General features: G+C 29.4%; 16 protein-coding genes and 1 other RNA gene. 3 read left to right on the top strand and 14 right to left on the bottom strand.

Annotated features, from left to right (window positions below):
- Positions 1-341 precede the first annotated feature (341 nt).
- Both OCV55_RS07660 and sigK read left to right on the top strand, forming a co-directional pair.
- Positions 342-2021, top strand: coding sequence for an IS1634 family transposase (locus OCV55_RS07660; RefSeq protein WP_267309862.1), 1680 nt, complete (start codon positions 342-344; stop codon positions 2019-2021).
- A gap of 184 nt (positions 2022-2205) precedes the next feature.
- Positions 2206-2895, top strand: a complete 690-nt coding sequence (sigK, locus tag OCV55_RS07665) for an RNA polymerase sporulation sigma factor SigK (RefSeq protein ID WP_107029510.1) — start codon at positions 2206-2208, stop codon at positions 2893-2895.
- A gap of 15 nt (positions 2896-2910) precedes the next feature.
- Here the strand turns inward: sigK and parC are convergent, their stop codons facing one another.
- Both parC and parE read right to left on the bottom strand, forming a co-directional pair.
- Positions 2911-5529 (bottom strand): DNA topoisomerase IV subunit A, encoded by a 2619-nt coding sequence (parC, locus tag OCV55_RS07670; RefSeq protein ID WP_147580267.1) that lies wholly within the window; start codon positions 5527-5529, stop codon positions 2911-2913.
- A 9-nt stretch (positions 5530-5538) separates the two neighbouring features.
- Positions 5539-7464, bottom strand: a complete 1926-nt coding sequence (parE, locus tag OCV55_RS07675) for a DNA topoisomerase IV subunit B (RefSeq protein ID WP_022001275.1) — start codon at positions 7462-7464, stop codon at positions 5539-5541.
- Positions 7465-7574: 110 nt separating this feature from the next.
- Between parE and plsY the strand changes: the two genes are divergently transcribed.
- Positions 7575-8174 carry a glycerol-3-phosphate 1-O-acyltransferase PlsY gene (gene plsY / locus OCV55_RS07680; protein WP_147580268.1) on the top strand — a complete coding sequence of 200 codons (600 nt, stop codon included), beginning with the start codon at positions 7575-7577 and terminating at the stop codon, positions 8172-8174.
- 35 nt (positions 8175-8209) lie between these two features.
- On the opposite strand, the gene OCV55_RS07685 is transcribed toward plsY, so the two are convergent.
- From OCV55_RS07685 to OCV55_RS07740, 12 genes are all read right to left on the bottom strand, one after another.
- Complete coding sequence (locus OCV55_RS07685) at positions 8210-8839, bottom strand: histidine phosphatase family protein (protein ID WP_117792905.1); 630 nt, start codon at positions 8837-8839, stop codon at positions 8210-8212.
- Between the two features lie 24 nt (positions 8840-8863).
- Positions 8864-9064 (bottom strand): YneF family protein, encoded by a 201-nt coding sequence (locus OCV55_RS07690; protein WP_022001278.1) that lies wholly within the window; start codon positions 9062-9064, stop codon positions 8864-8866.
- Between the two features lie 14 nt (positions 9065-9078).
- A complete protein-coding gene (locus OCV55_RS07695; RefSeq protein ID WP_022001279.1) occupies positions 9079-9441 on the bottom strand; it encodes a sporulation inhibitor of replication protein SirA in 363 nt (120 codons plus the stop codon).
- Between the two features lie 68 nt (positions 9442-9509).
- Positions 9510-11489: a transketolase gene (gene tkt / locus OCV55_RS07700; protein WP_147580269.1), complete on the bottom strand. Its 1980-nt coding sequence runs from the start codon at positions 11487-11489 to the stop codon at positions 9510-9512.
- A gap of 83 nt (positions 11490-11572) precedes the next feature.
- On the bottom strand, positions 11573-11803 hold the full coding sequence (locus tag OCV55_RS07705) for a DUF896 domain-containing protein (protein ID WP_022001281.1): 231 nt from the start codon (positions 11801-11803) through the stop codon (positions 11573-11575).
- A 19-nt stretch (positions 11804-11822) separates the two neighbouring features.
- Positions 11823-11982, bottom strand: a non-coding RNA gene (gene ssrS, locus OCV55_RS07710) — 6S RNA.
- 36 nt (positions 11983-12018) lie between these two features.
- Positions 12019-13302 carry an EF-P 5-aminopentanol modification-associated protein YfmH gene (gene yfmH, locus OCV55_RS07715; protein ID WP_119363363.1) on the bottom strand — a complete coding sequence of 428 codons (1284 nt, stop codon included), beginning with the start codon at positions 13300-13302 and terminating at the stop codon, positions 12019-12021.
- Entirely contained in the window at positions 13302-14564 is a 1263-nt protein-coding gene (gene yfmF, locus OCV55_RS07720; RefSeq protein WP_147580270.1) for an EF-P 5-aminopentanol modification-associated protein YfmF, read from the bottom strand. Before yfmF ends, yfmH begins: the two co-directional genes overlap by 1 nt.
- 90 nt (positions 14565-14654) lie before the next feature.
- The gene (locus OCV55_RS07725; protein WP_147580271.1) at positions 14655-15620 is read right to left on the bottom strand and encodes an ABC transporter permease; all 966 of its coding nucleotides are present in this window, start codon (positions 15618-15620) and stop codon (positions 14655-14657) included.
- On the bottom strand, positions 15620-16711 hold the full coding sequence (locus tag OCV55_RS07730; protein ID WP_032090037.1) for an ABC transporter permease: 1092 nt from the start codon (positions 16709-16711) through the stop codon (positions 15620-15622). The genes OCV55_RS07725 and OCV55_RS07730 overlap by 1 nt, the downstream gene beginning before the upstream one ends.
- Positions 16701-18233 (bottom strand): ABC transporter ATP-binding protein, encoded by a 1533-nt coding sequence (locus OCV55_RS07735; protein ID WP_147580272.1) that lies wholly within the window; start codon positions 18231-18233, stop codon positions 16701-16703. The genes OCV55_RS07730 and OCV55_RS07735 overlap by 11 nt, the downstream gene beginning before the upstream one ends.
- A 304-nt stretch (positions 18234-18537) precedes the next feature.
- Positions 18538-19599: a BMP family lipoprotein gene (locus tag OCV55_RS07740; protein ID WP_032090035.1), complete on the bottom strand. Its 1062-nt coding sequence runs from the start codon at positions 19597-19599 to the stop codon at positions 18538-18540.
- Positions 19600-19683: the final 84 nt, after the last annotated feature.

A 19683-nucleotide genomic window follows, 5' to 3' on the forward strand; every position in this document is an offset into this window, starting at 1 on the left:
TTTATTTATCATTTTTTGTCAAAAATAGCATTAATTATAATGAGGTGATCAACATATTTTCTTTATTACTTTCATTATTGAATAATGCTTACTTTATATCTTATATCAAGTCTAAAACTTTTGATTTACCACTCACTTTCAAAGAAGAACAATTTTACTTACAAAAAAAATGTAATGCCCGTCTTTAGAAGTTATCACTATATTTTTTAGAACTACATTTAAACCATTTCTTTCAATATGTCGATTTTATCGGCTTTTTTTATACTTTTAATTTTTTTATATTATTTTTTATGTTATAATTTATATAGTGATAGTAGTGATATATTATTGGAGGTGTTTCTATGGCTTTTTTCCTTAAAAAATCTACTCTTAAAGGTCGTACCTATCTTTCCATCGTTGAAAGTTATTACTCCCCTCAAAAGCATGGTGGTGCTCATCGCACCTATAAATCACTTGCTTCTGTTGAAACTTGGAAAGCCAAAGGTATCGATGATCCTATTGCCTATTTTCAAAAAGAAGTGGATGAACTCAACAAAAATAATAAAAACAAGAATTCTCTTAAGATTTCCGATCATTCTCCTGAACTCTATCTTGGATATTTTCCATTCATATCCATGATGAATAAAATGGATATCAAAAAGTATGTCGACTATTTCAATCTGCATAATTCTTTTGAGTTTGACCTTTACGAACTTCTTTCATCTCTTATCTATGCTCGTCTTGTTAATCCATGCAGTAAGCATAGAACTTTTCATGAGGTCCTTCCTCAACTAAGAGACGGCGTTCACTTTTCTTATGATCAGCTTCTTGATGGTCTTGAATTCATCGGCAATGACTACGGCAAGTTTATCGAAATCTTTAATGAACAGACAAAGAAATTCTATGATATCAATACTTCCAAGACCTACTTTGACTGCAGTAATTTTTATTTTGAAATAGACAGAGAAGATGACTTTAGAAGAAAAGGTCCTTCTAAAGAAAACAGAAAAGATCCCATTGTCGGCTTAGGACTGCTTCTTGATGCAAATCAAATTCCTATTGGCATGGAACTGTTTCCTGGCAACGAAAGTGAAAAGCCCCTACTGAGAAATGTCATCAAAAAACTGAAAGATAAAAATCAAATCACAGGGAAAACCATCCATGTTGCAGATAAAGGATTGAACTGTGCACAGAATATCGCCTTTTCCAAAGAAAACGGAGATGGCTATCTCTTCTCAAAATCAGTAAAATCCTTACCTGAAAAAGAAAAGACATGGATACTGTTGGATAATGATGATTGGAAGGATGTAAGAAGCAGAGATGGCACACTGTTATACAGATATAAATCATGTGTCGAAAAATTTCCATACACTTTTGAAATAGATGGTAAAAAGAAAACCCTCTGCTTTACAGAAAAAAGACTTGTTACCTATAATCCAAAACTGGCCTCAAAGAAAAAATATGAAATAGCCAAACAGATTGAAAAAGCAAGAAACCTCTGTTACAGTCAGGCAAAACGATCAGAATATGGAGATTTAGGAAAGTATGTCGATTTCATTGATGAAGACGGAGAGAAAGCCAAGGCCTCAATAAACGAATCAATGATTGAAAAAGAGCTAAAGTTTGCAGGATACAATATGCTTGTTACTTCAGAAAAGGATATGGATGATATTGATATCTATAATACATATCACAATCTATGGAGGATAGAAGAATCCTTCAGAATAATGAAGTCTGATTTAGATGCACGCCCTGTATTTCTTCAAAAAGAAAACAGCATAAAAGGACACTTCCTGATCTGTTATCTTGCCGTACTGTTAGAAAGAATATTCCAGTTTAAGATATTGGATAATCAATACAGCACACATCAAATCATGAAATTCATTAGAAGCTTTAAGGTGGTCAAAGGTGAAAGTAAATATATCAATGTAACGCCATCAAGTGAATTTATAAAAGAATTCGAAAAGATTACAAATCTTCCACTTACAAATTACTATTTGACAGAGCGGCAAATTAGACAGATATTCAATTATAAGATTTAAACGAAAAAGCAATAGAGATTCTATCTTGAATTCCTACTGCTTTTTTACTATCACTATATTTTAATGCTGGATACCAAAGTCAGGTATTATACTTGATTTTTAAAGAAATGTTAAGCAAAAGAAATATTAATTTTATTTATCATTTTTTGTCAAAAATAGCATTAATTATAATGAGGTGATCAACATATTTTCTTTATTACTTTCATTATTGAATAATGCTTACTTTATATCTTATATCAAGTCTAAAACTTTTGATTTACCACTCACTTTCAAAGAAGAACAATTTTACTTACAAAAAAAATGTAATGGCGATAAAGCCGCCAGAGATCTACTTATTGAAAAGAATCTTAGGCTTGTTGCCCATATTGCCAAAAAATATAATAACAATAGAGATTTGCAAGAAGATCTCATTTCAATTGGCACTATTGGACTTATTAAAGCCATCGATAGTTACAGTATTGATAAAAAAACAAAATTAGCAACTTATGCTTCAAAATGTATAGAAAATGAAATTCTAATGCATTTAAGATCAGCAAAAAAAATAAATCAAGAAGTTTCTTTAAATGAAGTAATTGGAGTTGATAAAGATGGCAGTGAAGTTGTTTTAGAAGATTTAATTGATAATAAGGAAAAACCTATTTTAGATCAAATATATGATGCTGATAATCTTCAAAAGCTTATTCAATGTTTTGATGTATTAACTTCAAAAGAAAAAGATATTTTAATAAAACGCTATGGTCTAAATTCATCTAAAAAAATGACCCAAAAAGAAATTGCTAAAGAGTATCACATTTCACGTTCTTATATTTCTCGAATAGAAAAAAGAGCATTAATTAAATTATTAAAATGTTATTTACAAGAAAAAGAAGGATAATCAATCATCCTTCTTTTAAAATTCATCATCATTTAAAATATCTTCTAACGTAATCTTTTCATATTTAATTGTATTTTTCTTTTTTGAATTAGATGTTTCTTTTTTAATAGGAACTTCTTGAATATCAAAATCATCTAATAAAGTTTTTTCTTTACTTTCTTTTAATTCAATAACACCACTTTGTAAATTTTGATTTTCTTGTTTTACATTGTAATCATTTGTTGTGATTACTCGATTTATTTGACTCCATAAAATAGTTTCGTCTTTTTCTAACTTAATAAACGATGAAAATCTTGATTCTAATGAAGCGTTATTGAAATCTGTTGGCTTAAATGTATACTCTTTAGATTTTGAAGTATAGACAGAAGCACTTTCTTTAGATGAAAGTACAAATGCATTCTTTACATAAATTGTTTTCGTTTTTAAATTTTTATACAATGTTGTTCCTTTAGTTGTACGTTTACATGCTGGTATATCATTCAATTTTAAACGTTTCATTTGACCGTCTTCACTAAGAATCAATACTGAATAATTTTCTAAAGGATCAAACACATCAACCGCTGCTATTGAATCATTTTTTAAATTAAGAGCTTTTATACCTGCAGCTTTTAAACCAACAATCGATACTTCTTGTTCACTATATAATCCACCATAGCCAGCTTTAGAAACAATAAATATTCCTTGTTGGTTATCAGTAAGTAAAGCACAAATCATAGTATCTTGTTCTTTTACTTTCATGCATGTGATTGCTTTTGAATATCTAGAAACTTCAAAATCTTTTAAAAGCGTCCTTTTGATTTGACCATTTTTTGTTGCCATTAAAACATAAAGAGGTAAATTAAAATCTTGAACAAGAATTGAAGAAATAATTTTTTCATCTGCACCTACTTTTACAAGATAACTTACATGTTTACCTAAATCTTTCCATTTAAATTCTTCTATTTTATGAACTGGTACAAATAAATAATTTCCTTTATTAGTAAATAATAATACATGATTTAAAGTATTTGCATGATGTAAAGAAATAAGAATATCATCTTCTTTTTTACCAAATGGAATATTCGTACTTGCTTTCATTGATCTTTGTGAAATACGTTTAATATAACCATCTCTAGTAACAGATATATAGATATCTTCAGAAATAATCATAGCTTTTTCATCAATTTTAATTTCACTAACTTCTTCTTTAATTTGTGTTAAACGAGGCATAGGATATTTTTGTTTGATTTCTTTAAGACGTTTAATGATGACTTGTCGTAAAACATCATCACTTTCTAATATTTCATTCAATCTTTGAACACGTTTTTCAAGTTCTGCTTTTTCTTCTTGTAAAGAAACAATATCAGTATTAGTCAATCGATAAAGTTGTAGCATCACAATTGCTTCTGCTTGCTTTTCAGAAAATGCATATTGTTTTATTAAATTGTTTTTTGCATCGCTTTTATCTTTTGACGCACGAATTGTTTTAACAACATCATCTAAAATAGAAATTGCTTTAATTAACCCATCAACAATATGCAAACGTTCATTTGCTTTATTTAAATCATATAAACTTGCTCGTGTTACAACATCAATTTGGTGATCAATATAACCATCTAGAATTTCTTCAATTCCCATTAAAACCGGTCTTTTATCCTTAATGGCTACCATATTATAGTTATAGTTTTTTTGTAAATCGGTATTTTTATAAAAATAATTGAGAGTATTTTGAACATTTACAGTCTTTTTCAAATCAATAACAATTCTCAAACCTTCTCTGTCTGATTCATCTCTTACTTCTAAAATACCATCAATATTCTTATTAAAACGAATCTCATCAATTTTTCTTACTAATTCAGCTTTATTGACTTCATAAGGAATTTCAGTAACCACAATTTGATTCATGTTTTTTTCTTCAATAATTTCAGTTTTTGCTCGAACAATAACTTTTCCTTTTCCTTTTTCAAAGGCCTTTTTAATACCATCTAATCCTTCAACAATAGCGCCTGTAGGAAAATCAGGCCCTTTGATAAATTCCATTAATTTATCTAAATGACAATGAGGATATTTAATTCGATGAATTGTTGCATCAATAACTTCTTGTAAATTATGTGGTGGAATATCTGTTGCATATCCAGCTGATATTCCAGTAGATCCATTGACTAAAAGATTAGGATATGCAGCTGGTAAAACCGTTGGTTCATACTCTGTATCATCAAAGTTTAAAGACATTAATACAGTATCTTTATCTAAATCTCTTAATAATTCACTTGCAATTGGTGAAAGTCTAGCCTCTGTATAACGCATAGCTGCAGCAGGATCATTATCAATTGATCCATTATTTCCTTGCATATCAATTAATGGTGCTCTGATTTTCCATTCTTGCGAAAGACGAACCATTGCATCATAAACTGACGTATCACCATGAGGATGATAATTACCAATAACATTCCCTACCGTTTTTGCCGACTTACGATAAGGTTTATTAGCCGTATTTCCTTCTTTATTCATTGAATAAAGAATTCTACGTTGAACAGGTTTTAATCCATCACGTACATCAGGAAGTGCACGTTCTTGAATAATATATTTTGAATATTTTCCAAAGCGATCACCCATGATTGCTTCTAAATTCATTACAATTTTTTTATCAGACATAAAAACCTCCTAAATTTGATAATTATCTTCTAATGTAAATTGTACATTTTGTTCAATCCATTCACGTCTTGGCTCAACTTTATCACCCATTAAAACAGTCACATTACGTTCAACCACAGCAGCATCATCAATTGAAACTTGAATCAAGGTTCTTGTTTCGGGATCCATGGTCGTTTCCCATAATTGAGAAGCATTCATTTCCCCTAGACCTTTATAACGTTGAACATTGTATCCTCTGCCAATTTTCTTTTTAGCATCTTCAAGTTCATAATCTTCCCAACAATAAATAACCTCTTCTTTTTTTCCACTTTTTTTAGATACTTTATAAAGAGGTGGAAGAGCAATATAAACTTTCCCTGCTGTAATCAAATCTTTCATATAGCGATAGAAGAAAGTTAATAATAATATTTGGATATGAGCCCCATCCGTATCTGCATCCGTCATAATAATAACTTTATCATAATGACTATCTTCAACTTTAAAATCTGCACCAAATCCAGCACCAATAGTATTGATTAATGTCGCAAGTTCTTCATTTTTCAAAATATCTTGTAAGGATACTTTTTCACTATTTAAAACTTTTCCTCTTAAAGGTAAAATTGCTTGATATTTTCTATCTCGTCCTTGTTTAGCACTACCTCCGGCAGAATCCCCTTCGACTAAATAAAGTTCATTTTTCTTTTTGTTTTTAGTTTGAGCAGGAGCTAATTTCCCACTTAATATTCTTTCTTGTCTTGCACCTTTTCCTTTTCTTGCTGCTTCTCTTGCTTTTCTTGCTGCATCCCTTACTTGAGCAGCTTTAATCATTTTTTTAACAAGATTATCTGCAATTTCTTTATTTTCTTCTAAGAAATAAGATAATTTTTCATATACGATACTATCTACAATATTTCTAGCTTCTGGTGTTCCTAATTTTGATTTTGTTTGCCCTTCAAATTGTAAATAATGTTCAGGAACTTTAATGGAAATAATCGCTGAAAGCCCTTCTCGTACATCATTTCCTTCTAAATTTTTATCTTTTTCTTTTAATAGACCATATTTTCTCGCATAATCATTGAATGTTTTTGTAAGTCCAGATTTAAAACCTGTTTCATGTGTTCCACCATCACCCGTTCTTACAAGGTTAACAAATGATAATGTCGTTTCTTGATATCCAGAAGTAAATTGTAAAGCAATATCTACTTCCATCCCATTTTGTTCACCTTCAATAGAAATTGTTGGATGAAGTACATCTTTATTAGTATTTAAATAATCAATAAATGCTTCTAATCCATTTTCAAAATGGAATTCATCCATTTTTCCAGTTCTTTCATCTTTTAAAACAATTTTGATGCCTTTTAATAAAAAAGCACTTTCCATTAGTCTTTCACTAATTGTTTTATAATTAAATTCTATTGTTGAAAAAATTTGATCATTTGGTAAAAAATGAATCAATGTTCCCGTTTCTTTTGTTTTTCCAATAACTGTTAATTTTCCTATTGTTTCTCCGCCATCTTCAAAACGTTGCTTAAAAATCTTTCCATCTCTACAAACAGTCACTTCTAACCAATGAGAAAGTGCATTAACAACAGAAGCACCTACTCCATGAAGTCCTCCCGAAGTCTTATAACCACCATCTTCAGAGAATTTACCCCCTGCATGAAGAATTGTCAAAATAACTTCTGTTGTTGGCCTTCCTGAAGCATGCATGCCTGTTGGCATTCCACGTCCATGATCTTGTACCATAATACTATTATCTTTACAAATAGTGACTTCTATTAAATTACCATATCCAGAAAGAGCTTCATCTATTGCATTATCAACAATTTCCCAAACTAAATGATGTAATCCTCTACTATCTGTAGATCCAATATACATACCAGGTCTTTTTCTAACTGCTTCTAATCCTTCTAGAATCTGTATATTTGACTCATCATATGTATTCTTTTTTGCCATATAATCACTCCTTTTGTTATACTTGAACTATTATATCAATACTCTTGTTTTTTTTCAAAGTTTAATTGCATTTTTATAGGATAACTGTATAATTTAGCTTGGTGATAAAAATGTATGAAATATTATTGATTCTATTAGGTTATTTATACGGTTCTATCCCCTTTGCCCTTGTTATTGGAAAAGTATTTTATAATACGGATGTTAGAGAAAGTGGCTCGGGCAATTTAGGAGGAACAAATGCTGGCAGAGTCTTAGGAAAAAAAGCAGGTATTTCTGTAATTGTACTAGATGCTCTTAAAGCAGTTATTATATTTTATTTAAGTAGTTATTTATCTTTAAAATTCAATTTAAATCCTGATATTAAATATATCGCTGGATTAGCATGTATTTTTGGACATTGTTATCCTATCTTTGCTGAATTTCGAGGAGGGAAAGCTGTTTCAACAAGTCTAGGTTATTTTTTATGTATTGAACCATTATATGCAGTTGTTGCTATTGTTGTATTTTTACTTGTTTTAAAAATTTCAAAATATGTATCTTTATCTTCAATTTCTACTGCTTTGATTGTTTTATGTATTACACCGTTTCTAGCGGTGTCCATAACAGCAAAATTATGCATGCTTATAGCTGTTATCTTATTAGTTTATAGACATAAAGATAATATCAAACGTATTAAAAATCATACTGAATCAAAAATTCAATGGATGTAAAAAAGATTAGTTTATGATCGTTAAACTAATCTTTTTTATTTATAACTAATTTTTTCTTTTAAAGGTGTTAAAAAACAATCTTTCCCAATAAAATCTATTTTATGTTTTTTTCCATCAAATTCAAACAACGAAAGCGAACATCCTCTTACAATTTCTTGATTAACTTCATTTAATCGTTCAACAGGTAAATCTAAAAAAATTCCATGTAATATTGTAAATAACATACCATGAATTGTTATAAAAATTGTTTGTTGAGGATCTTCGTTATATTTTTCTAAAATAAAATCATTCAAACGAAAAACAACTTCTTCATATGTTTCTCCATTTGGCAAAGAAAATGACAATTGCGGTTGATGCCACAAACAAAAATAATCATGTTTCTTTTTTAAATCTTGAATATATTCTCCTTCATAATCACCGAAGTTCATTTCCTTTAAACGACTATCTTCAATAATATTTTCATTTTTAAAAATAAGTCTAGCTGTAGATTTTGCTCTTAATAAAGGCGAAGAATATACTTGATCAATATGTATTGTTTTCATATATTCACCTAATTTTAAAGCATCTTCTTTCCCTTGCTTAGTAAGCGGTGAGTCTTTCCATCCTTGTAGTCTTTTTTCTTCGTTCCATGCAGTTAAGGAATGTCTAGTAATATATATTTTCATATAAACAAAAATAAGGGTATCCCCTTATTTATATTGTGATTTAACTGAAGCCATGATTCTTTTAATTTGAGCCTCACTTGGTTTTCTTCCCATTTCCATATACATAGCACGAATCATTTTTTCATTGATAGGTGGATTTTTTTGTAATTGTTTTTTAAAGAAATAACGAGACGCAAAGAACCCAGCAATTAATCCAACGATTAATCCAAGAATTGCATATAACATTGATAATACCTCCCTTACAAATTCTCATCTATTATAACATAACTTTTTAAATTATGATAGAGAATATCAAAGAATATGTTTGTTTTATCTTTCGATTCAATAATAATTTTATAATTTTCAACATATAAACGACTTATTTCATGTGTAAGTTCATTTTCAAATATATGCATTTTCCCAACTCGATGATATTCTTTTCTATTGTGCAATTCTTTATAAATAAGTTCATTCATATAATCAACACTGTTATAGACGCAATTTATAAATTTATTCATAAAATCATTATCTAATGTAAGATTATCAAAATATTGTTTTAAATTTGGATACTTTTCAAATAATTGTTTTATACCTTCTTCGTATTCATATATAACATATTTCATCTCAATCACCTATTACTAAGGTATCATAACAATCAAGGGAAGAATGTAAAAAAAAGGGAGTACTCCCTTTATTTTAATAATTTTTCAATATTTTCTACGACTCCATCAACAGTAAATCCATAAGATGGGATAACATCTTGTGCTGGAGCACTTTTACCAAATTCATCAATAGACATTGTTATACCATCTAAACCAACATATTTATGCCATCCAAATGAACTAGCCATTTCTACTGATAAACGTTTACGCATTGCATTTGGTAAAACAGCTTCTTTGTATTGTTCATCTTGTTGATCAAAGAATTCTTGACATGGCATAGATACAACACGTACATCAATACCTTTTTCAAGAAGTACTTTTTTAGCCTTCATAGCTAAATTAACTTCTGATCCAGATGCAATAATGATAGCATCTAAATGATTTTCTTCTTTACCAATAACATAAGCACCCTTGCTTACACCTTCAACAGAACTATTTTCCATTGTTTCTACATTTTGTCTTGTAAGAATAAGTGCTGTAGGATTTTCAGTTGATTCAATCGCTAATTTCCATGCTGCTGCCATTTCTACGGCATCTCCTGGACGAATAACATGCATATTTGGAATTGATCTTAACATAGCAAACTGTTCAATTGGTTGATGAGTTGGCCCATCTTCACCAACTGCAATAGAATCATGAGATAATGGTAAAATAATTGGTAATTTCATTAAACAAGCCATTCTTACTGCTGCTTTAAAATAATCAGAGAATACTAAGAAACCACCAGCTGAAACTTTTACACCTTTATGCAATGTCATACCATTCATAATAGCAACCATTGCAAACTCACGAATTCCAAATACTAAATTACGTCCATTATAATTTTCAACACTAAAGTCATCTTCATCTTTAATTTTTGTTTTTGTTGAACTAGCTAAGTCTGCAGTTCCCGATAAGAAAGTTGGATTTTGTTTAGCAACTTCTTGAATAACTTCTAATGAAGTATTTCTTGTAGCATCATTATGTCCTACAGGATAATTCTTTAAAAGTTCATCAATGTTTAAAGAATATTTACCAGCAATAGCATCTTCTAATTGTTTTGCTTCTGTTGGATATTGTTCTTTATACTCATTGAATAATTTATTCCATTTATTAAATTTAGATTTTCCTCTTTTAATTGTTTTCTTTTTAAAATCTTCATATACTTCTTCAGGTACATAGAATTCATCATGATCAAAACCATAAGATAATTTAGCGTTTTTACCATCTTCTTTACCTAATGGTGCACCATGAACTTTATTTGTTCCTTGATTTGCTGAACCAAATCCAATAACTGTATTTACAATAATTAAAGTTGGCTTGAATTGTTCTTTTTTACCTTTTTTAATAGCTTTATGAATTTCATTAATGTCATTTCCATCTTTAACTTCTAAAACTTGCCAATTACAAGCTTCATAACGTTTTTTTACATTTTCACTAAATGACATTGATAAAGGTCCATCCAAAGTAACCTTATTTGCATCATATAAAACAATTAATTTACCTAATGATAAATGACCTGCAAGAGATGCTGCTTCATAAGTAACTCCTTCTTGCATATCGCCATCACCACATAAAACATATGTATAATGATCAATAATATCAAAGTTTTCTTTGTTATATTGACTTGCTAAAAATTTTTCAGCCATTGCCATTCCAGCTGCCATTGGAATACCTTGTCCTAATGGTCCACTTGAAGCATCAACACCATGTGTCATTTCAATTTCTGGATGCCCAGGTGTACGAGAATTCAATTGTCTAAAATTCTTTAGATCATCGATTGTAACATCAAACCCTGTCAAATGTAACATGCTATATAAAAGTGCAGAAGCATGTCCACTTGCTAAAACGAAACGATCTCTATTAATCCATTCAGCTTCTTTGTTATAAATGTTTAGTTCTTTATTAAACAATGTATATAAAGCAGGTGCTGATCCAAGAACCATTCCTGGATGTCCAGAATTTGCTTTATTGATTGTATCGATTCCTAAACTTCTAATTGTTGCGATTGATAAATTTGAAATATCCATTTACATTTTCTCCCATTTTTAAATAAGTCAAGACATATTATACACATTTTCTATAAAAATTAAATATCTTCTACTAGAATTCCTTAATTTTTTAATTTTTCTTGTTTTAATTTAAGCGGTGTTATATCATTTCCTTTTTCATCTACAACTTTAATTGCTTTTAATTGAGATTTAAATCCTTCTCTAAAAAGCTTAATATATTCTTTTCTCAATTTATCCTGTTCTTTTAATTCTTCAGGAGTAATTGTACCTTCTTTTTTCTTTTTAGCTAAAACATTTATTCTATCTATAAGTTTTTGATCTATTGCTGCCATTTTGATTTCTCCTTTTAAATAAAAAACTAGAGAGCTTTTAGATTATCCCTGTTACGTACAGGTGGGCACCTTTAAATAATTTTAGGATTCCTATTCAAAGATAGGCTTTCAACACCATTATTTAGATCAGGTTCCCGTATCTAATGTGTAGGAAATTTATTTACACTCTCTAGTCGCATTACATTATACCATAAATTATTTTTAAATATACCCCTTTATTTATCTTTTTTAACAATATAGCTTGAAGCATATTCCTTATTAAAGTATCTTTTTACTTCATTTATATCTGCCAATGTCATTTTACTTACATAATCTACTAAATCAAATGAACAAATTCCTTCAAAATAATAACGGCTAAAAGTATTCGCAATACTTTCTGGACTATTGTAACTATTGATGAAGTTTCCAATTGTTTTTCTTTTAATTCTTTCAAAGTCATCTTCTGCTATTTCTAAATCTTGAACATGATCTATAAAATTAAAAATTGTCTTTTGCAATAATTCATAATCATCTTGATCTCCACCCATTAAAATAAAAGCATAATCTCTTTCTTGCGTAAAACTTGCACTAAATGTTTCATTAATATACCCTTTTTCTAACCATTCGTTATATAACGAAGAACTTTTAGAAAAATATAAATCAAATAATAAATTTAAAGCTAATTCTCTTTTAATTTTATCTTGAGGATCATCAAGAATTTCATTAATTTTAATAGAAACAATCAATTTATTCATTTCAACTTGCATTGTATCAATTTGTTCTTTAACAGCCACTGATGTTGGTTCTTCTATTTTTAATCTTTGAATTGCATTTTCAGATAAGAAATGCTTTTTATTTTGATTTTCTTTAATGACACCTATTAATTCTTCAGGATTAATATTACCTACAACAAAAAGCATCATATTATGTGGATGATAAAAAGTTTGATAACAAAGTTCCAACATATCTTTATACGTATTATTAACAGTTTCACAAGTTCCAGCAATATCAATCTTAACAGGATGTTTATGATACAAGTTGGCAATAGCTCCAAAATAAACACGCCAATCTGGGTCATCATCATACATTTTTATTTCTTGACAAATAATTCCTTTTTCTTTTTCTACGCTTTCGTCTGTAATATTTAGACTTTGTACAAAATCTAGTAAAAGTTCAACACAATCATTTTCATTTGTTGTCGTTGAAAATAAATAGGCCGTACGACTTGATGATGTAAATGCATTTGAACTTGCCCCAAGTTTAGCAAACTCATCAGCAGCATCCCCATTTTCCATATCAAACATTTTATGTTCTAAAAAATGAGCAATTCCGTCTTCGACTTTTATCATTTCTTTTTGTCCTAAAGGTACAAAAGTTGTATCAATCGATCCAAATCTTGTTGAAAATAAACCATATGTTTTTTCAAAACCAATTTTAGGTAACAAATATACTTCTAAACCATTTTCCAATTTCTCATGAAATAACGTTTCTTTTAAAGTTTGATAATATATTTTTTCCATTACTCATTTCTCCCTTTCAACAAAAATATTGTATCAAGTTCAATATTTTGACAAACATCTACAATATCTTGATAAGTAACATTTTCAATTTTTTCTAAATATTGTTCATTTGTTTCTTTTTTTCCCGTAATATCTCTATTGTATTGAACGGCAACTTGACTTAATGGCTCATCGTTTGTTTTTTTCATAGAATTTTTAATCATTAATTTTGCAGTATCAATATCATCTTGATCAAAGCAACCATCTTGCATTTCTTTTAATTGTTCTTTAATTAATTGAACGGTTTGATGATAATCTTTTCCTTCTATGCCAGCTGTAATGACCATCACTCCATTAAAAGCATCATAACTTGAAGAAATATAATAACATAATGAATTTTTCTCTCTAACAACTTTAAATAATTTAGATTGACTCATTCCACCAAAAATCGCATTAAATACTACAAAAGCATAATGATTTTGGTGATTGTAATTTACTGATATACGATATCCCATATTAAGTTTAGCTTGTGTAACATCTTGCTTTTCGATGATTTCTAATAAATCTTTTCTATTTTTTTCAAATGAATATACACTTTCAAAAATTGAATTATTCTTTTCAAAAGATAAACACTTTTCAAAGACATGAACAATAGATTCATCTACATTTCCAACTACATAAATATGTTTTTGGTCATTTTTTATACATTCCTTAAAATACGAAAATAATTCTTCATTTTCAATTTTTTTTATATCTTCAATATTTCCATGAGAAGAAATCCCTAAACATGTCCCCTTTCCCATATATTCAAACATTTTTTCTAAACTATAATAAAATTTATCATCTTGATTATTAATAAGACGTTCAACCAATTCTTTTTTCTTTCTTTCAAACATTGTTTGATCAAAAACTGTTTTTGAGGCATTAGGTTTAAAGAAAATATCATTTAACAATTGGATTTGCCGTTGAATAAGATCTTCTTTGTAAGGTAAATATTCTTGATTAATACAGATTGAATTAATATTAATAATATGACTCTTACCTTTAGTAACAACATTAGCTCCTAATTTCATGCCATACATGCTTTCTAAATATATAGAAAGTTCTTGTGTTGAGGGATATTTTTCTGTACCCGTAGTCAACATAAAAGATAGTAATGTTCTTTTAGCAACCGTTTTTTCATCTAGTGTATTTTGTAATTTTAATGAAATTGTAATATTTTTAAATTTATTTGTAGGGATCAAATGTAAATCATACCCTGGCATTTTATAAACTTTTTCCATAATCATTTCCTTTCATTCTCATCTATTATACACAAATAATCAAAAAAATAAAAAAGTATTATTTCCTAAGAAACAATACTTTCAAATATTTTAACGTTTTGATTTATCATAAGGAATCCCCGAAGCCTTAGGAGCAGCAGAATTTTTAGAAGTAAACGCTAATAAAATCAATGTTGCTACATAAGGAATAAGTTTATAAACAACACTTGGGAAACCTAATGCTGATAAAAATGGAATTGCTGTATAAGTATATGCTAATGTCTTCATAATTCCAAAGAATAATGAAGCAGTAGCAATACGATATGGTTGCCAGTTACCAAAAATCAAGATTGCAAGAGCTAAGAATCCATAACCACCAACATCACTATTAAATACAGTTGAAATTGGGATGATATAAATAAGTCCACCTATACCACCTAGAAAACCAGATAACAGAACACCCATATAACGATATTTATAAACACTTACACCTGCAGCATCAGCAGCTTGAGGATTTTCACCACAAGCACGTAATCTTAATCCTGCTTTTGTTTTATTTAAGAAAATAACCGATAAAATCAAAATAACAATTCCAAGATAAGTTGTAATATAAGCACCTTTAAATAAGATAGGTCCTAAAATTGGAATTTGTGATAAGACAGGAATTTCATGAATTCTAAATGTATTTGAAAAAGGTACACTTGAATTTCCATTGAAAATCAATTTAGCTAAGAATAAACCTAATCCAGGAGCTAACATATTAATTGCAGTTCCTGAAATTGTTTGATCGGCTTTTAAGTTAATCGCTGCAAAAGCATGAAGTAAACTTAATAAAGCCCCAAAAATACCAGCTACAATTAATGCTAAAATCAATAATAATTGCGGATTCATTGTTGTGTTTGCTGATTGCATTAAATAAATGAAATAAACCCCCACGAATGCTCCACCAATCATGATTCCTTCTAACGCGATATTAACAACACCACTTCGTTCACTAAACATCCCACCTAAAGCAACTACTAAAAGAGGAACTGTAAAGACTAATGTTTGATTTAAGACATTTAAAATAATATCCATTATTCTTGACCCCCTTCAACAGCAACTTCTTTTTTATGTTTTTTCTTTTCATGATTTTGTAAATATAAACGGATCATTAAAGCAAATGAACTAAAGTAAATAATAACCGCTGAAATGACATCAATAATTTCAACTGGAATATTACATGCTTGCATATAGTTTCCACCAACATTAATATATGAAACAAATAATGCCGCTAAAATACATCCAAGTGGACTGTTCATTCCTAACAATGCAACTGGAATTCCATTAAATCCTTCTGGAAGTGTGACTTCAGCAGTTGTAAAGGCTCTACCTGTTCCTCCGATATAAACAAGTCCACCACCAATACCTGAGAAAAATCCTGAAATAACCATTGATAAAATAACAATTTTCTTTTCAGACATCCCAGCATAACGACTTGCTTCTGGATTATAACCACATGCTTTTAATTCATAACCAAATGTTGTTTTATTTAAAATAATATAAGCAACGATACATAATGCAATAGCAATAATAATACCACCATTAACATCTGAGCCTGGGAAAATATGATTTAATCCCATTTTAGGAACAGCAATCTTAGATGTTTGAGAACGAGCACCAGCTGAATCATAAATAAAAGCTTTAACACCCTCAATAACAAGATACATACCAATATAGTTAAACATGATACCTGAAATAACAATATTAACATTTCTATACGCTTTTAAAATTCCGGGAATCAATGCCCAAATTGCTCCAGCAAGTCCAGCAGCAATTAAACAAATGATCCATAATAATGAATCAGGTACAGTTTGATAAAGCGTATTGGCTAAAAATAATGCCACAAAGCCACCAACTGTATATTGACCAGTTGTCCCGATATTAAAGTTACCGCATTTAAATGCAAATGCAACAGATAACCCAGTCATCATAATTGGAATTGCAGAATAAAGAACTTGTCCTGTACTTCTTAATCCTTTATAAAATCCCCCAGACATCATAATACCCATTGCTCTAAAAGCTTGAGATGGATTTGCTATTAAAATAACGATAAATCCTATAAACAATCCAATTAATATAGCAAGTAAAGAAGCTATCAGATTTTGTTTTGACTCACTATTTTTCATATCCTTCACCTCGTTTACTTCCTGACATATAAAGTCCTAATTCTTTTTCATCAATTTGTTTTGGATCTAAATTAGCAACGATTTCACCTTCATACATTACTAAAATACGATCTGAAACATTCATAACTTCATCTAATTCTAATGAAACAAGTAAGACAGCTTTATTTTCATCTCTTTGTTTAACAAGTTGTTTATGAATAAATTCAATAGCACCAACGTCTAATCCACGTGTTGGTTGTACAGCAATTAATAAGTCCGAATTAGATTCAACCTCTCTAGCAATGATTGCTTTTTGTTGATTTCCTCCTGACATTCCTCTCGTAATAGATTTTGCACCTTCACCAGAACGAACATCATATTGTTCAATTAACTTATTAGCTGTTTCATACATCTTATCAAATTTAATAAAACCTTTATTTTGATATTTTGAATCAAAATAACTCTTTAAGATAAAGTTTTCGGCTAGATTATAATCTAACACTAAACCGTGTTTATGACGATCTTCTGGAATATGAGCCATTCCTTTTAAAGAACGTGAACGAATACTTTCATGAGATAAATCTTCTCCATTTAATAGAATTTGCCCACTGTTATGTTTAATAAGACCTGATAATGCATAAACAAGTTCCGTTTGTCCATTTCCATCAATTCCCGCAATACAAACGATTTCTCCTCGACGTACATTGAATGAAACATTATTTAAAACATTCTTGGACGAATGAGCTGGTTTATAACATAGATCTTTTACCTCAAGAACTGCATCACCAATTTGAGGTTCATCTTTTTCTACAATAAAGTTAACTTTTCGGCCAACCATTAATTCTGATAATTTTTCAGCAGATGTTGAAGCTACATCAACTGTACCAATATATTTACCTTTTCTTAATATTGTACAACGATTAGCTACCGCTTTAATTTCATTTAATTTATGAGTAATAAAAATGATAGATTTACCTTCTTTTGCTAAATCTTTCATAATCATCATTAGTTCATCGATTTCTTGAGGTGTTAATACCGCAGTAGGTTCATCAAAAATCAAAACATTATTATCTCTAAATAACATTTTCAAAATTTCAACCCTTTGTTGCATCCCTACAGTAATATCCGAAATTAAAGCATCTGGATCAACATTTAATTTATACTTTTGAGATAATTCAATAACTTTTTTTCTTGCCGCACCTTTTTGAATAAAAGTATGCTTTGTTTCTTCAATACCCAAAATAATATTTTCAAGTACTGTAAAGTTATGTACAAGTTTGAAATGTTGATGAACCATACCAATGTTATATTTATTGGCATCGTTGGGATCATTAATTTCAACAGGTTCTCCATTAATTTTTATTTGTCCTTCATCCGGTTGATATAAACCAAATAAAATAGACATCAGCGTCGATTTTCCGGCACCATTTTCTCCTAACAATGCATGTATTTCACCTTGTGCAACTTGCAAGGTAACATTATCATTTGCTTTGATACCAGGAAACTCTTTCGTTATGTTAAGCATTTCTATTGCATATGACATTAAGCTTCCCCCTTTTCGATACAATTATACATGAATTTATAAATATAGAAAAGAATTTTTGTTTTTTCATAACAAAGAAAAATATATTAAAAATAAGAATTTTAAATATCTATATAATAAAATTATTCTACTATAAGAAGCAATTGTTTCTAATTACAATAATTCCTCAAACATAATGTTTGAGGAATTAATTAGTAGGAAATAAATATCATTGGTAAGATATCAATATCCTATTTTTAGTTAGAAATTATAACAAAAAAGGATGTTACGATTTTAAATTATTTCGTAACATCCCCAATTTATCTTATTCAAAATTAACTGTTAAATTATCAAATGAAATTCCTGAAGGATCTCCAGTTTTTTCATCAACATCAGCAGATGATTTTAATTCTAAAGAACCATCTTTGATTTTTTTATCAACAGCATCATGATCTTCTTTAGAAAAGTTCTTTAATAATCCTGGATAAACAATACCACCTGTATTTTTCAAAGTAACTGTTTTTCCACCTTGGAATTTATCTTTCTTATAAGCATTTAATGCTTCAATAGTGGCACCTTTTACATCTTTTAATGCAGATGTAATAACAGTATCAGAATCACCACTTTGGTCAGTATCTACACCAATAGTGTATTTACCAGCTTCTTGTCCAGCAGCGAAAATTGAGTTACAAATTTGTCCACCACATGAGAAGATGACTTCAGTTCCACCTGCATACCATGATGAAGCTTTAGATTTGATATCTGGTGATTCAGAGAATGTACCAGTATATGTATAGTTAACATCAACATTAACATTCATTTCTTTAGCAGCATCACTAGCACCTTGAAGGTAACCAACACCATAGTTTTCTACAGCTGGTAAAGCCATACCACCCATGAAACCTAATTTAGTATATCCTTCTTTAACAGCAGCATATCCAGCAACATATCCAGATTCTTGTTCAGAGAATAAATAGCTTACTGTATTATCTCCAACTTTTGTTTCTCCACTACCATCTTTTTGTGGTTCAAAGTCGATAGTAACGAATTTAACATCAGGATATTTTTCTTGAGCTTGGTATAAAGCCCCAGAGAAGTTGAATCCTGGAGTTACAACAACTTTTGCTCCATTATCTACAGCATCATCAATTGTAGATAATAATCCAGCTTGATCAGTATCTTTTGGTGCATAATATTTATATGAAATATCATTTTTTTCACCAAATTCTTTTACACCTTCATAAGCAGATTGATTGAATGATTTATCAGTAACTGATCCAGAGTCAGTGATCATTGCGATTTCATAAGTATCATCGCCACCACTTGTACATCCAGTAGCACCAAAAATCATTCCTAAGCATAAAATACTTGCGAATAATTTTTTCATGTTCTTCTTCCTCCATTTAATTTTCCTCTATCATTGTAGCATCAAAAAAAACATTTGAAAACAGTTAACATAATAAAAAACGGT

It is taken from the genome of [Clostridium] ammoniilyticum, from assembly GCF_025566905.1.
Lineage (GTDB): Bacteria > Bacillota_I > Bacilli_A > Erysipelotrichales > Coprobacillaceae > Faecalibacillus > Faecalibacillus intestinalis.